The sequence below is a fragment of the Robiginitalea rubriflava genome, assembly GCF_052540725.1.
The window spans coordinates 2,356,469-2,370,786 of record NZ_CP199309.1 but is presented as its reverse complement, the minus strand read 5'-3'; the positions used below and the strand labels follow the sequence as shown (position 1 = coordinate 2,370,786).

The following is a 14,318-nucleotide window of genomic DNA, read 5'->3' as shown; positions in this document are numbered from 1 at the left end:
CGGGTTCAATTCCCTCATAGCCCTTATCTTTGAACAAAATTTTTAAAATGACAGCCATTCGCCAGCGTATAGAAGCAGCATGGGATAACCGTGACTTGTTAAAGGAGCCTGAAACCCAGGCAGCTATCCGGGAAGTTATCGATCAGATTGATCAGGGTAAACTCCGTTGCGCCAGTCCGGGGCCGGATGGCTGGGAAATCAACAGCTGGGTCAAAAAAGCGGTGGTGCTCTATTTTCCAATACAGAAAATGCAGACTCTGGAAGCGGGTATATTTGAATATCACGATAAGATCCCTTTAAAGAAAGGGTATGAAGCAAAGGGGGTACGGGTAGTACCGCATGCTGTGGCACGGCACGGTGCCTATCTGGCGCCCGGAGTCATTATGATGCCGAGTTATGTAAACATAGGTGCCTATGTGGACGAGGGAACTATGGTGGATACCTGGGCTACCGTAGGGAGCTGTGCCCAAATTGGCAAAAATGTTCACCTTAGCGGTGGAGTGGGTATTGGAGGGGTTCTAGAACCCCTGCAGGCATCCCCAGTCATTATTGAAGATAATGCCTTTATCGGAAGTCGCTGTATAGTGGTGGAAGGGATCAGGGTTGGAAAAGAAGCGGTATTGGGTGCCAATGTTGTTTTAACCGCTTCCACAAAAATCATTGATGTGAGCGGGGAGGAGCCCGTGGAACACAAGGGGTTTGTCCCTCCGCGTTCAGTGGTAATCCCCGGGAGTTATACCAAAAAATTTGCAGCCGGCGATTATCAGGTGCCCTGCGCCCTAATCATCGGACAGCGGAAAGCCAGCACCGATAAGAAAACATCCCTGAACGACGCCCTCAGGCAATACAACGTTTCCGTTTAGAAGCCATTGCGCCTTGGGATATCCACATTAAAACCAGGTATAATTTAAGGGATGAACAGCATGCCATGTGCTTTTTTGAAAGGTTCATAAATTACAGAAACATCCCACAAATTCCTGATTTTAAACAATTTTTTCCTCGTTTCTTTGTTATGGTTTTACGTATTCGTTTAGTAAATCACAATGCAACCAGAAAATCAAGCCCATATCTCCGCCCTTGTCATTACCTATAATGAAATCGGGTATATTGAAAAATGTCTTGAATCCGTCACCTTTGCCGATGAGATCATCGTTGTGGATTCCTACAGTACGGATGGGACATACGAATACCTGAAACAACAGGAAGGCATAAAGGTTATTCAGCATACATTTGAGAATTTTACGGCCCAGAAGAATTTTACACTACAGCAGGCTTCCCACGACTGGGTACTTTTTGTGGATGCCGATGAGGTGGTAACCCCACCCTTAAAAGATGAAATCCTCAAGACACTGGCTGATCCTACTCCGGGAGTAGATGCATACTGGTTTTATCGTAAATTTATGTTCGGAAAGCGGCCCTTGCAGTTCAGCGGATGGCAGACCGACAAAAATATTCGCCTCTTTCGAAAGAGCCGGGCAAAATATTCCAGTAAGAGATTAGTACACGAATATCTGGAACTCCAGGGAAAAACCGCCTGCCTGAAGGCAAAACTGGACCACTACTGCTACAAGAATTTCGAGACCTACAGGCAAAAAATGTTGCTATACGGACAATTAAAGGCCAGGGAAGCGTTTCGTAACAACAAGCGATTCACCTATGCGAAACTACTCTTGAAGCCATTCTGGAAATTTTGCTATAATTTCTTCTTCCGCCTTGGGTTCCTGGATGGGATAAACGGACTGACCATCTGCTACCTAGGAGCACTGGAAGATGTAGAGCGATATCGCGCGCTCCGAACTGCCGAACAACAATACCGCCTGCAACAAGCAGGTTACAAAGGCGTTGCGAAAAAGGTTTATAAGGTTGAACCCTTAGCAAACTAAAAGCATCTGCCTGATTCCTTGTTTTCCGTAAATACATACCTCCCAAAAAAAATTCAGGTGAACCTGAAAGTTCACAGCCCTTCCGTAGCTTTGTGCTTATGGCATACAATCTAAGATTGGAAGGGGAAAACCTGCAGGAAGCAGAATCATTGCTGGAGCAGGTCTGCCAGCTCATGGAATCCGCAGGCATGACCTACTGGCTGGAGGGAGGGACTTTATTGGGTATCCGAAGAGAAAACCGATTACTTCCCTGGGACAACGATATAGACGTTTCCATGATGTCTCCCGAACTCCAACACCTCGATACTTTCCTGCGAAAACTTAAAAAAGCCGGCCTTCGGGTCCGAATACGTAAGTTTGGACCTGGCCAACCTCCATTTGAAGCTGGAAACATCAGGATGATAAAGGTGCGAAAACGGCGTCTCTTTGGCTTACTCAAAGGAAAGGTAACCCTGGATATTTTTATTAAATACAAGCATGGAGATAAGGCCTTCTGGATGATTGATGGAAAGACAAAATCCGTGCCCTTCGCGTATTACAGCAAGATCAGTTCCTTACAATTCTTAAACCATTCCTACAGCGTTCCTGCGGATACAGATGGATATCTGACCTACCGTTACGGGGATTGGCAAACGCCCAAAAAAGACTGGGATACCACTAAAGACGATAAAGCCCTTTCCTAATTTCTGGGGTTTAGGGTAAGTTTCAGCGTATCCTTAAGAATAGTGCTGCTGATACTTTTTGTGTACGGGAAATATTCCATCTGACAGCTAACGGCAGGGTAGCGTCCCTTCCAGTCATCTCCAACTGAAATCGCGTCAATGCGGTAGGTGTCTACAATCTTTTGTTTGTTTTTGTCCACCTGGGGGATCACCTGATCTACATACGATATGGATTCCAGAACCCTGGCCCGTTCTTCGTAAGGAATGACCGGGCGTCTTCCTTTTTCTTTCTCGATTAACTCATCGGTGGAGACTCCTACAATCAGGTACTCACACAGGTCCTTGGAACGCTCCAGGATATTGAGATGTCCAAAATGGAAAATGTCAAAACATCCGGAGGTATACATGCGCTGATATTTTTTGGGAGCGCGGTTTACCACCTTAATAATGGTCTGCGAACCGCCATGAATACAAATTTGCAGATCCCCTTTTACATCTGAAGCCTGAATCGCCTGTACCAGTTCGGAGGTATTGGCAGCCGCCTTCTTTCCGGCGGATGACAGTATCCATCCCTCAGGCCCTGCATCCACAAAATCCCACTCCCTGAACTGCGTCCTTAAGCTGTCTACCTGCGATTCATTCATTGCAATTGAATTTTGTGGCAAAAGTAATAAAATCACATCAATAGCTTTGAGACACTGCCGAACATACCAACATTCCCTGCCAGAGCCACCTATTTCACCAGTTACCCAAGAAAGATTACCTTTGCGGCAATCCGGTTCCAAAGCAGGAAATGGCCTTGCAGGGACCTGAAAATCGACAAGATGAAGATTGTTATTTTAGCTGCAGGCATTGGTTCGCGTTTGGGCAATCCTTTTCCCAAACCTCTTACGCCTCTGGCTAATCAAAAAAGCATTATGAGAATGCAGGTTGAAAACCTGTCGCGCTATTTTAACGTAGACAACATACAGGTAGTGGTAGGGTTTAAAAAAGACCTCATCATGGAGCGTTTTCCCGAACTGACCTATATTTATAACCCTTTCTTTGACCAAACCAACACCTCCAAAAGTTTGCTCAAAGCCCTGAAAAAGAACCAGGGAAATGACATCTTATGGCTAAACGGGGATGTAGTTTTCGATCACCGGCTCCTCGAGTCACTATTACCCTCCCTTGAAAAGGGAAATTCCTTTGTGGCAGTAAACACCAACAAGGTTGGCGAGGAGGAGGTAAAGTATACCCTTAACGGTGAAGGCAGCATAGACCAACTTTCCAAAGAAGTAGAAGGTGGTCTGGGAGAGGCTGTGGGTATTAATTTTATAGCCGCTTCGGACCTGGAGGCCTTTATCCGACGTCTGGAGGAATGCGGCAATAACGACTATTTTGAAAGAGGTCTCGAACTTGCCATCCAAAAAGATGGAATCAGGATAGAGGCCCTGGATATCTCCAGCTATGACTGTATGGAGGTGGACTTCAAGGAGGACCTTGATGATGCCAATTCGATGTTCCGCCAATGAAGGTTATTCTTTTTTGCCAAAATGCTTATGCCTTCGGGATTATGGGCCCGATCCGCGATGCCCTGAAAAAGGAAGGGCATCCCTACATCTGGTTCGTTACCGAAAAACTTCTTGACGGCTTCCCATTCGGGGGAGATGCGTATTCCAGTCGGATATTGGATCTGCAGCATTTCTCGGCAGATGTGATTTTCGTACCCGGCAATGAAGTCCCCCATTATTTAAAGGGTGTAAAAGTGCAAATCTTTCACGGGCTGGCCGGAGAAAAGAAAGGGCATTTCAGGATTCGGCACTACTTCGATTTGTATCTGACCCAGGGACCTTATTTTACGGATCGCTTCAGGCAGCTCATGAACAAACACGGGAATTTCGAGGTTCATGAAACGGGCTGGCCCAAGCTCGACATCTTATGGAAACCAGCGCTGCGCCAGGAATGCGCCGCGGAAAAATCACAACTTTTGGAGGAGCACCGGGCTTCCCGGGTACTTTTGTACGCCCCTACCTTCTCCCCCAGCCTTACTTCGGCTCCATTTTTACTGGATGAAATTCAAGATCTGGCCAATGATCCTGAATACCTCGTTTTGATAAAATTCCACGACCTTATGGAAGCCAGGGTAGTGCAGCAATACCGGGATTTAGCCGCAAACCATCCCCGTATTCGGGTGGTTGATGAGAAAAATATTGTGAAATACCTGATCCTTTCGGATCTACTGATCAGCGACACCTCTTCCGTTATTTACGAGTTCCTGCTATTGGACAAACCGGTAATCTCCTTCCGTAGCATTGCAGAAAACATTCGATGGGAAAATACTATGGAGTATAAAGACCTGCGAAAATTAGTAGCCTCTAACCTGCTCGATGACCCGTATCAAAAAGAACGGACGCAAATCAAGCAGTCTTTTCACCCCTACGAGGACGGGAAATCTGCCGAGCGAATGATTCGGGCAGCACGGGAATACATAGAACTACGGGGCGTACCCGATAGACGCGAATTATCCTGGTTCCGAAGATTGAAGATCAGATATCTTTTTGGACCCCACTTGACCAATCCATACTCAGGTAGCATGGCAACCCCGATCTCTGCCCTGCTGATCACCTATAACGAAATTATCCATATCCGTAAAAAACTGGAAAACCTGAATTTTGCAGATGAGATAATAGTGGTGGATTCCTTTAGTACAGACGGAACGGCAGCTGTTGTTAAAAACCACCCCAAGGCCAGACTCCTGCAAAGGCCTTTTAAAAATTTTACCGATCAAAAGTCCTTTGCTTTGGACCAGGCCAAACATGACTGGGTCACTTTCACCGACGCAGACGAACGGATCCCCGATGCGCTCCTGGACGAAATATACCAAAAAGTAAACGAGCCGGAAAACCCGGTCAGTGCCTATTATTTCCGCAGAAGATTTATGTTTAAGGATAGGGTTTTGCGATTTAGCGGGTGGCAGAGCGATAAAAATTACAGGCTTTTCCGAAAAAGCAAATGCCAGTTTAACGACAGTAAGATCGTGCATGAAACCCTGAAAGTTGACGGGCCTTCCGGTGTCCTCGAACACCAGCTTATACACTACTCTTACAGATCTTATGAGGACTACAGGGGGAAGATGCTCCGATACGGACAAATGAAGGCCCTGGAAGAATTCCGGAAAGGGACCCGTTTTAACTGGCTGGCGATGCTGCTCAGACCGACATACAAGTTCCTGAACCACTTTATACTGCGCCTCGGCATACTGGATGGCCGGAAAGGGCTGATCATCTCATACCTTAATGCCCTGGGGGTATATTCGCGCTACAAAGAACTGAAGCGATTAGGACGCAATCAACAATAGAAATCAATAATTGTATTTCATTTGACAAGCGCGAAGTGGTACCTTTGCACCGTTAATTTAAACCCCTTTGGAACTGGCCTGGGGGTAGCCCTGAATTCTTTAGTATGCCGTCTGAAAAATTCTATACCGAAGCACTTGAAAACCCGGTTTTTAAATTGATTGGGCAGGCCGCCAGTGAAGGAGCTATGGAGGCCTATGTAATTGGGGGATATGTCAGGGATTTCTTTTTGAACAGGGGGCAAAAAAAAGATATTGACATCGTTGTCCTGGGCAGTGGTATAGGGCTGGCCAAGGCTGTGGCGGCAAAACTTCCCGGGAAACCCAAGGTTACCGTCTTCAGGAACTTCGGAACGGCCATGCTCAAACAGGGAGACCTGCAGCTGGAGTTTGTAGGCGCCCGTAAAGAGAGTTATAATCGGGACAGTCGTAAACCAGTGGTGGAGGACGGTAGCCTTGAGGATGATCAGAATCGGCGGGACTTTACTATAAATGCCCTCGCCCTTTCGCTTCAAGAGGATTCCTTCGGGAAATTATCCGACCCTTTCGGGGGGCTCGCAGATTTGGAAAGGAAATGCATCCGAACCCCTCTGGAACCCAGTAAAACCTATTCAGACGATCCTCTGCGCATGATACGGGCTATCCGTTTTGCCGCGCAGTTGCAGTTTGAAATAGAAGAGGCCTCCCTCGAAGCCATTAGCGCGCAGCGCAACCGGTTAAAGATTGTATCCAACGAAAGGATTACGGAGGAGCTGCATAAAATCCTGCTTACAGACCAGCCCTCCGTAGGCCTGGAATTATTGCACCGCACAGGACTTTTAAAGCTGATTATCCCCGAACTGATAGCCCTGCAAGGAATAGAGGAAATTGAAGGACAGCGGCACAAGGATAATTTCTGGCACACCCTGGAAGTGGTAGACAATATCTCCAGAGCTACCGATGACCTGTGGTTGCGCTGGGCGGCCCTCTTGCACGACATCGGCAAAGCTCCAACCAAGCGATTTGACAAAAAGGCCGGATGGACCTTTCACGGACATGAATACGTAGGTTCCAAGATGGTGTATAAGCTCTTTAAACGCCTGAAACTGCCTTTAAATGAAAAGATGAAGTATGTGCAGAAGCTGGTTATGATGAGTTCCCGCCCAATTGTACTTGCCAATGACTATGTTACCGACTCGGCGGTGCGCCGGCTTATTTTTGATGCTGGGGAGGCCATTGAGGACCTGATGACCTTGTGCGAAGCCGATATTACCACCAAAAATCCAAAAAAACAGAAAAAGTACCTTCGGAATTTTAAGCTGGTCCGGGAAAAAATAAAGGAAGTAGAGCAGCGCGACCACATCCGCAATTTTCAACCCCCCGTTAGCGGGGAGGAAATAATGGAGGCTTTTAAACTGAAACCCTCCCGGGAGATTGGAATAATCAAAGACGCCATCAAAGAAGCTATCCTGGATGGAGAGATCCCAAATGAGCGAGAGTCTGCATTAAAATTTATGCTGAAAAAAGGAATGGAAATTGGGCTCACCCCTGCAGCGGAGACTTCAAAAGATAAAAAGTAAAACAATGAGAACCCGAATAAAAATGGCATTCCCGGCACTGGCCCGAACTTCGCTGATACTGGTCTATCTGGTAATCCTCGCCGGGGCTGTTGTACGCATGACCGGAAGCGGGATGGGTTGCCCGGACTGGCCCAAATGTTTTGGATACCTGATTCCGCCTACCGAGAAAGCGGAATTGCTTTGGACACCGGAAAAGGAATATCCCAAAGGCGCCGTCATTATTGTTGATGAAAAACTTTTGCTGTCTAAAGAGGAATTTATCAGTGGTTCACAGTACAATCCAAAGAATTGGGAACCCTACGCCAAACACGATTATGCAGAATTTAATGCAGCCCATACCTGGATTGAATATATCAACCGGCTACTGGGGGCCCTGGCCGGGCTGAGTATACTGTTGATGCTTATCTCCTCCCTTTTCTGGTGGAAAGAAAAGTCGGGCCGCTTTGTCTCTTCCCTTATCGCACTGGTCGCGATTGGTTTTCAGGGCTGGCTGGGGGCAACGGTGGTTTACTCGGTACTGGAGCCTGTGAAAATCACACTGCACATGTTTATGGCCCTTGTAATCGTTGCAATTCTTATCTATATCGTCCACCAGTTAAAGCCCCAGGATCCGTTAAGGCGGAACAATACCCAAACCCTGCGACTTTGGATCCTCACTGGTATTCTGAGTCTTGCCCAGATCCTGATGGGAACCCAGGTCCGGCAATTTGTGGATGAGCAAAGTGAGTTGTTGGGAGCTGAAAACAAGCAGTTATGGCTGCTGGAACCTGAATTGATCTTTTATATTCACCGCTCTTTCTCTATCATTGTCCTGGTATTGCACCTCTGGGTGGCTTACCGGATTTATTCCCGCAACCTGGGTTATCCAAAGATCTACCCGCTGCTGGGGATACTGTTTATGATCATTTTTACCGGGGTAGCAATGAATTACCTGGATTTTCCCTGGGGAAGCCAGCCGATCCACCTGGTCATGGCCGCATTGCTGTTCGGCCTGCAATGGAAGCTGCTGCTGGAAATGATTCAGGCCGCCAGAACGCGCATTTCTTTGTAACTTTGCCGGAATTTAAAAATGAACAGTTGATGATTTATAAAATCAGGGTCATACTGGATGCAGAGGAGGATATTTTTCGGGACCTCGAACTGGAAGCCGGAAGCAATCTGGAGGAATTGCACAATGCAATTACACAGAGCTTTGGATTTTTGGGAGAGGAGATGGCTTCGTTTTATACCTGTGATGAAAATTGGGTTCAGGACGAAGAGATACCGCTGTTCGACCTTTCCGAAGGAGATCAGGACGGACATCTGATGCGGGCGATCACCCTTTCGGATGTGATGGATGAGGATTCCCCCAAATTGCTTTACGTATACGACTTTCTCAATATGTGGACCTTCTTTGTTGAGCTGGCAGATATCACGCCTAAGGAAGACGGCAGAAGCTATCCAAATCTCCTCTTTAGTTTCGGGGAGGTACCTGAATCTCCCCCGGAAAAAAGGTTTGAGGCCGATGAAGGTCCTGAACTCGATGAGCCTTTTGGCAGCTATGACGATCTGGACTTTGACGAAAACTGGAATTAATCCGCAGTAGCTGAAATATCCCAATTTAAACACAATTTTATATGCTTAACCTCTACGCCACACAGTTAGAAGCCGTTTCCCTGCATCGGGTCGGAAACAAACATCGGGCAGAACCCCTCTTTTTATCTGAGAACCCTTATCGCCTCAACGATGAGATCAGCGGGCTGCTTAAGGAATTTTTCTTTAAGCCTTTTAGGGAGAAAGAGGAAAATTATTATCGGTTTCAACACGATGCCGGGCTGGAATTCCATTCCATATTTGAGGCAGCCAGCCGCGTTTTTGAGCAACCGTCCAGCCTGCACCAGGTTTCCAAGGATATCGCCACCCACCTGTTTTCGCAATCCAACCACCCGCATATCAAAAGCGGAGAATGCTATGTAGCTTATTTTACGGACGTTTTGCTGGATAATGAGAAGACGGATGCCCTCGGGATCTTCAAAAGTGAGTTAAAACAGGATTTTTTACAATTTCAGGAAAAAGGGGCTGACCTGGACATGCTCATTCAGCAGGGGGTAAACCTGCATCGCCTGGACAAGGGCTGCCTGATATTCAACCGGGATAAGGAAAATGGGTATAAAGTTCTTTCTTCAGACAGCAATCGCTACGATGCCAAATACTGGCTGCAGGAATTTCTGGGGCTGGCGCCACTTACTGACGAAACCTTTTATACCAAGAATTACCTGAAGTTCTGCCAGAATTTTGCCAAGGACGTTGTTTTCCCGGCTGAAGACAAGCAGCAGGAGGTCCTTTTTATGAACCGGGCGGTAAACCACTTTGCCAAAAATGACACCTTTGAAGAGAGCCAGTTCCTCAATGAAGTGATGGAAAACCCGGAACTGATCCCGGAGTTCAAGCACTACAAGACCGAGCGTGGCCCCAAATACAGTATTGAAGACGTCTCCAATTTTCAAATAGCGAATAAAGCCGTTAGCGATTCCCGAAAGAAAATTAAAAACGTCATACAGCTGGACACCAATATTCAGATCAAAATGGATTTTATCAACCCGGAGTCTGCTGAAAAATTTGTAGAAAAAGGATGGGATGAGGAACGGCAGATGTATTACTACCTGGTATACTTTAACCGGGAGCAGAAAAGTTAAGTATCCTCGTTAGTTATTTGTTTACTCGTGAACCTGAAATTTTACAGGCCCGTTTGCCGGCAGCTGGCTTCCAAAGGCTTCGCCTGAGCGCAAATAAGTATTGAAATACCTTCGGAGGAGCTCCCTTCCCACTTTAATTCCCATATCGGGAGGGATTGTATAATTATAGGCTGAAGGGCTCAAATAGGGGCCATCCGTTAAAGAGTTATGTCCAAACCCTTCTAATTCCAGCATAAAGACCGTACGGCTGCGGTTGTCTATTAGACTGAAATAATTTTCCCTGGCATAGGGCCATGTACCGCTGCTACACAGCATGGCAACAGGAATTTCCAACTTCCCCTCATAGCGAATGTCCCTTGGCGGAATCCCTTCCATAGAAATATAAGCAGCTACCCTGGGTTCTTCAAATGCAAATTGCCCTGCTATCCGGCCCCCTAGCGAATGTCCGAATAGGCCTATCTGGCTCATCCCTATTTTCCCAAAGAACCGCCCGGCAGGATTTTCTGAATTCAGTCTACTGATATTTTCCACTGCCAGGTGCAGGTCCAGGACACCCATCCGGGTAGGAGTTTCAAAAAAAGCATCTACTTTTTCATAAGGCCCGCCCATCATGCCGGGAGGCGTCTGAAATTGCTGCGAGGGTTCAATCCGACTACCGTCTGCGTAATCTACATTTCCGATCTGGGGCATATTCACCACGGCAACAATATAACCATGGCTGGCGAGATCTTCAGCAATTGTTGAATAGAGATATCCAGCTGTACCCCTGCCTGGTGCAATCAGGACCAATGGGTGGGCAGCATCTTCAGAAATGGGTAAAGCCCCTTCGAAACTATTGGTCTCAACCCTGGCATAACGTGAGTCAGCAGGCGCGTAAGTTGTTTTCAGGGAGCTGGTTTCGTGCTTACAGGGATACCATATCCGGACCGAGATAACTCTTGGTCCGCCAGCAATAGAATCCTGCATGAGTTTCCTTACCGGGTCCTCCCACTCAAAATTGGCCGTGCCCACAAGGTTTTCCCCCGTTGCTGGCAATAAGGCGAGATTCTCTTCCTGTGCGTTTACCTGAAGGCAACAGCAGAGACTAACCAGCAGGCTTATGGTAACCAACCCTCTCACAATCCGATTTTATTATTGAATTTTGATCCGCTTTTCAATGATCTGCTTCATGCTTACGTCTTCGTAGTTCCGCTTGACAAAGTCCAGGGCTTCCGCCAGGATCTCCCCCATGGTCTCACATTTTTTAAAATTCACGTCCAGGGTGAGGTCGTGAATTTCCGTCCGCAGCCGGTCTACATTTTCCGGAACGGAGATCTTATCCCCTACTGCAATCTGGATAAGCCTGCGGATGCGATTCCCGGAACTGATGATCCGTTTGGCCACAATAGACCGCTCTTCCACCTTGTATTGCTCCACGGAATCGTTCAGCAGCTTGTTGCCGACCAGATTCACCATCGTATTGTTTTCCTTAAAAAATTGGGGTAGGTACACCTTTAATTTCCCTTCGTAACTCTGCTGGTCAAAATCAATCGCACGGATCCTGTATACCACATGGTCAAAATCGTGGACGGGTACAATCACGTAATTGTAAGAGCGCATATCCCCGAGTAAACGGATCATACAGCGCTCATTGAATTTAACAAACTCCTTGGCCAGCTGCGCTTTTTCAGATTCTGTGCAATCGGGTAGCATATCCTTTATAAAAACATCCCCGGGAATACCCGCAATATGTTCTTCAATCAATGTATCCTGGAATACCAGGAAATTCAGGTTGTACGGGGAAAGCATATGCTCCAGCTCCAGCCCGTAGATTCGGGAAGCATCCGTTTTCTTTACATAGAAATACGTAAAATTGTCATTGAGGATGTTCCGAACCCTGATGCGGAAAGGTTTTGAATTGCCAAAAGTGCAATAATCCACGGCATCCACATTGAGGTACTGAAAGATGCGGTCGCTCCCATCTGAATGCAGGATGGAATAAACCCGTTTCAGGCTAAGGTCAATTTCCAGCCGGTCGGAGTCGGAATAATATACCCGAACCCAGAGGGTGTCTTCCCCCTCATTGTCGTAAACCACCACAGAGCCAGCAAAACGCAAGAGGTCATCATAAAAGATCGGGATCTCGATTTTGCGGTTATACTGATCCAGATAGGCATCCAGGGCCTTACACACGGGGAAAGCGGGTTTTTTTTTGGACATCAGGCGCTCTTGGGCCATATGGGAAGATTTATTATTTGTTTGTAACAAATTACGGATTTCTTCGTCAACTAACTAGAGTCACCACTAAATAGATACTCTTTGAAAACCATTTTAACTGTAACCAACCTCACCAAAAAATTTGGTCATCTGACCGCTGTCAAGGACCTTTCCTTCACAATTGAAAAAGGCAACGTATACGGGATTTTAGGTCCGAACGGCAGTGGGAAATCCACTACGCTGGGGATAGTCCTGAATGTTGTAAACCGGACCTCCGGCAGCTTTAGCTGGTTTGGGGGAAATACCTCAACCCATCAGGCGCTTAAAAAAGTAGGGGCCATCATAGAAAGGCCCAACTTCTACCCCTATATGTCTGCGGTGCAAAACCTCAGGCTGGTCTGTAAGATCAAGGAAGTACCCGAATCCCGCATTCAGGAAAAATTGGAACTGGTGGGCCTCTGGGAGCGCAAAGACAGTAAATTCAAGACCTATTCCCTTGGGATGAAACAGCGGCTGGCCATAGCTTCTGCCCTGCTGAATGATCCGGAGATCCTGATCCTTGACGAACCCACCAACGGGCTGGACCCTCAGGGCATCCATCAAATCCGGGAACTGATCAAACAAATTGCCGCCCAGGGTACTACTATCCTGCTGGCCTCACATTTGCTGGACGAGGTGGAAAAGGTGTGTTCACACGTGGTCATCCTCCGTAAGGGTGTCAATCTTTACTCTGGTTCTGTGGATGGCATGATGGCGAGCCATGGATATTTTGAACTTAAAAGCGAAACCCCGGACAGACTCCTTGAATTCCTTAAAAACAGTGATGATTTTGTCAATATCAAAAATGAAGATGATCTGATTATCGCCTATCTCGCAGAGCCCATGGAAGCCGCTCATCTAAACGATACCTGCTTTAAAAATAAGATAGTGCTCTCCCACCTGGTTAAACGCAAGGAAAGCCTGGAAAAGCAATTCTTAACCATAACCAATAACCACGACGCCCAACAGCGTTAATCCACAACTGCATGAAACGCTTGCTTCAAATAGAATTCATTAAACTCTGGAATAATCGTTCCAGCAAATTCCTGATCCTGTCCTATTTTATTTTGCTGACCTCTATCGCCTTGATAGCGGCAATAAAATTCGACATTGGGCCCATAGAATTCCACCTGGCCGACCAGGGAATTTTCAATTTTCCCTACATCTGGCACTTCAATACGTTTGTGACAGCCATTTTTAAATTATTCCTGGCAATTGTGATTGTCTCCATGATGTCCAATGAGTACAGTAACAAAACCATCAAGCAAAATCTGATAGACGGGCTTTCCAAAAAAGAATTCATCGCCTCAAAATTCCTGACCGTACTCAGTTTTGCAGGCATCTCAACCGTTTTTGTCTTTGTGGTTTCCATGATCCTTGGCCTTATTTACTCGGACTATACAGAGTTATCCATTATTCTTTCCGATTTGGAATTCCTGCTGGCATTCTTCGTTAAACTGGTAGCGTTTTTCAGCTTTTGCCTCTTCCTGGGTATTTTGGTCAAACGATCTGCTTTTGCACTGGGTTTTCTGATTATCTGGGCCATTCTGGAACAAATTATTTTCGGGATCCTGGGGTGGAAATTTACCAGCTGGGACACGGCAAACATCATCAAGGATTTCTTCCCCCTCGAATCCATGGCCAATCTGATAAAAGAACCCGTAACCCGTCTGAATGCCGTTCAATCGGTCGCCAAACAGGTAGGGGAAACCCTGGAGCTGAACTACCAGGTACACTGGTATGAATTCCTGATCACCCTGTTCTGGACTGCCCTTTTTGTATACTGGTCTTATGCCTTGCTGAAAAAAAGGGACCTGTAGGGCTCTCCCTTAAAACCCGCCTTTGCAGAAAGGCTTAACCATTGATCCTGAATGCTATTACTCTTATCGGGTGAAACGCATCAATAGAGCAGAATTTCGTATTTTACAAGGCGCGGGAAATATGAAATGTTAAAAAAATTGCTGCTA

14 protein-coding genes are annotated in these 14,318 nt (G+C 46.6%); 11 read left to right on the top strand and 3 right to left on the bottom strand.

What is annotated here, in order from left to right; genetic code table 11:
• Positions 1-47 precede the first annotated feature (47 nt).
• From ACT6NU_RS10740 to ACT6NU_RS10730, 3 genes are all read left to right on the top strand, one after another.
• The gene (locus ACT6NU_RS10740) at positions 48-863 is read left to right on the top strand and encodes a 2,3,4,5-tetrahydropyridine-2,6-dicarboxylate N-succinyltransferase (protein ID WP_445381674.1); all 816 of its coding nucleotides are present in this window, start codon (positions 48-50) and stop codon (positions 861-863) included.
• Positions 864-1,043: 180 nt separating this feature from the next.
• Entirely contained in the window at positions 1,044-1,883 is an 840-nt protein-coding gene (locus tag ACT6NU_RS10735; RefSeq protein ID WP_445381673.1) for a glycosyltransferase family 2 protein, read from the top strand.
• A 98-nt stretch (positions 1,884-1,981) separates the two neighbouring features.
• The gene (locus tag ACT6NU_RS10730; RefSeq protein WP_445381672.1) at positions 1,982-2,566 is read left to right on the top strand and encodes a LicD family protein; all 585 of its coding nucleotides are present in this window, start codon (positions 1,982-1,984) and stop codon (positions 2,564-2,566) included.
• Here the strand turns inward: ACT6NU_RS10730 and ACT6NU_RS10725 are convergent.
• Complete coding sequence (locus tag ACT6NU_RS10725) at positions 2,563-3,189, bottom strand: adenylyltransferase/cytidyltransferase family protein (protein WP_445381671.1); 627 nt, start codon at positions 3,187-3,189, stop codon at positions 2,563-2,565. The genes ACT6NU_RS10730 and ACT6NU_RS10725 overlap by 4 nt on opposite strands.
• 180 nt (positions 3,190-3,369) lie before the next feature.
• On the opposite strand from ACT6NU_RS10725, the gene ACT6NU_RS10720 reads away from it, so the two are divergent.
• From ACT6NU_RS10720 to ACT6NU_RS10695, 6 genes are all read left to right on the top strand, one after another.
• Positions 3,370-4,059, top strand: coding sequence for a phosphocholine cytidylyltransferase family protein (locus ACT6NU_RS10720; protein WP_445381670.1), 690 nt, complete (start codon positions 3,370-3,372; stop codon positions 4,057-4,059).
• Positions 4,056-5,885: a CDP-glycerol glycerophosphotransferase family protein gene (locus ACT6NU_RS10715; protein ID WP_445381669.1), complete on the top strand. Its 1,830-nt coding sequence runs from the start codon at positions 4,056-4,058 to the stop codon at positions 5,883-5,885. The genes ACT6NU_RS10720 and ACT6NU_RS10715 overlap by 4 nt, the downstream gene beginning before the upstream one ends.
• Positions 5,886-5,989: 104 nt before the next feature.
• Positions 5,990-7,441 carry a CCA tRNA nucleotidyltransferase gene (locus ACT6NU_RS10710; RefSeq protein ID WP_445381668.1) on the top strand — a complete coding sequence of 484 codons (1,452 nt, stop codon included), beginning with the start codon at positions 5,990-5,992 and terminating at the stop codon, positions 7,439-7,441.
• Between the two features lie 4 nt (positions 7,442-7,445).
• Positions 7,446-8,492 carry a COX15/CtaA family protein gene (locus tag ACT6NU_RS10705; RefSeq protein WP_445381667.1) on the top strand — a complete coding sequence of 349 codons (1,047 nt, stop codon included), beginning with the start codon at positions 7,446-7,448 and terminating at the stop codon, positions 8,490-8,492.
• Between the two features lie 29 nt (positions 8,493-8,521).
• Positions 8,522-9,016 carry an IS1096 element passenger TnpR family protein gene (locus ACT6NU_RS10700; protein ID WP_445381666.1) on the top strand — a complete coding sequence of 165 codons (495 nt, stop codon included), beginning with the start codon at positions 8,522-8,524 and terminating at the stop codon, positions 9,014-9,016.
• A gap of 41 nt (positions 9,017-9,057) precedes the next feature.
• Positions 9,058-10,116: a nucleoid-associated protein gene (locus tag ACT6NU_RS10695; protein ID WP_445381665.1), complete on the top strand. Its 1,059-nt coding sequence runs from the start codon at positions 9,058-9,060 to the stop codon at positions 10,114-10,116.
• Between the two features lie 21 nt (positions 10,117-10,137).
• On the opposite strand, the gene ACT6NU_RS10690 is transcribed toward ACT6NU_RS10695, so the two are convergent.
• Together ACT6NU_RS10690 and ACT6NU_RS10685 are read right to left on the bottom strand one after the other, a co-directional pair.
• Positions 10,138-11,235: an alpha/beta hydrolase family protein gene (locus tag ACT6NU_RS10690; protein WP_445381664.1), complete on the bottom strand. Its 1,098-nt coding sequence runs from the start codon at positions 11,233-11,235 to the stop codon at positions 10,138-10,140.
• 12 nt (positions 11,236-11,247) lie between these two features.
• Positions 11,248-12,333, bottom strand: coding sequence for a hypothetical protein (locus tag ACT6NU_RS10685; RefSeq protein WP_445381663.1), 1,086 nt, complete (start codon positions 12,331-12,333; stop codon positions 11,248-11,250).
• A gap of 81 nt (positions 12,334-12,414) precedes the next feature.
• Between ACT6NU_RS10685 and ACT6NU_RS10680 the strand changes: the two genes are divergently transcribed.
• Both ACT6NU_RS10680 and ACT6NU_RS10675 read left to right on the top strand, forming a co-directional pair.
• Positions 12,415-13,326, top strand: coding sequence for an ABC transporter ATP-binding protein (locus ACT6NU_RS10680; RefSeq protein ID WP_445381662.1), 912 nt, complete (start codon positions 12,415-12,417; stop codon positions 13,324-13,326).
• Between the two features lie 11 nt (positions 13,327-13,337).
• Positions 13,338-14,171, top strand: coding sequence for an ABC transporter permease (locus ACT6NU_RS10675; RefSeq protein WP_445381661.1), 834 nt, complete (start codon positions 13,338-13,340; stop codon positions 14,169-14,171).
• The last annotated feature ends 147 nt before the right edge of the window (positions 14,172-14,318 follow it).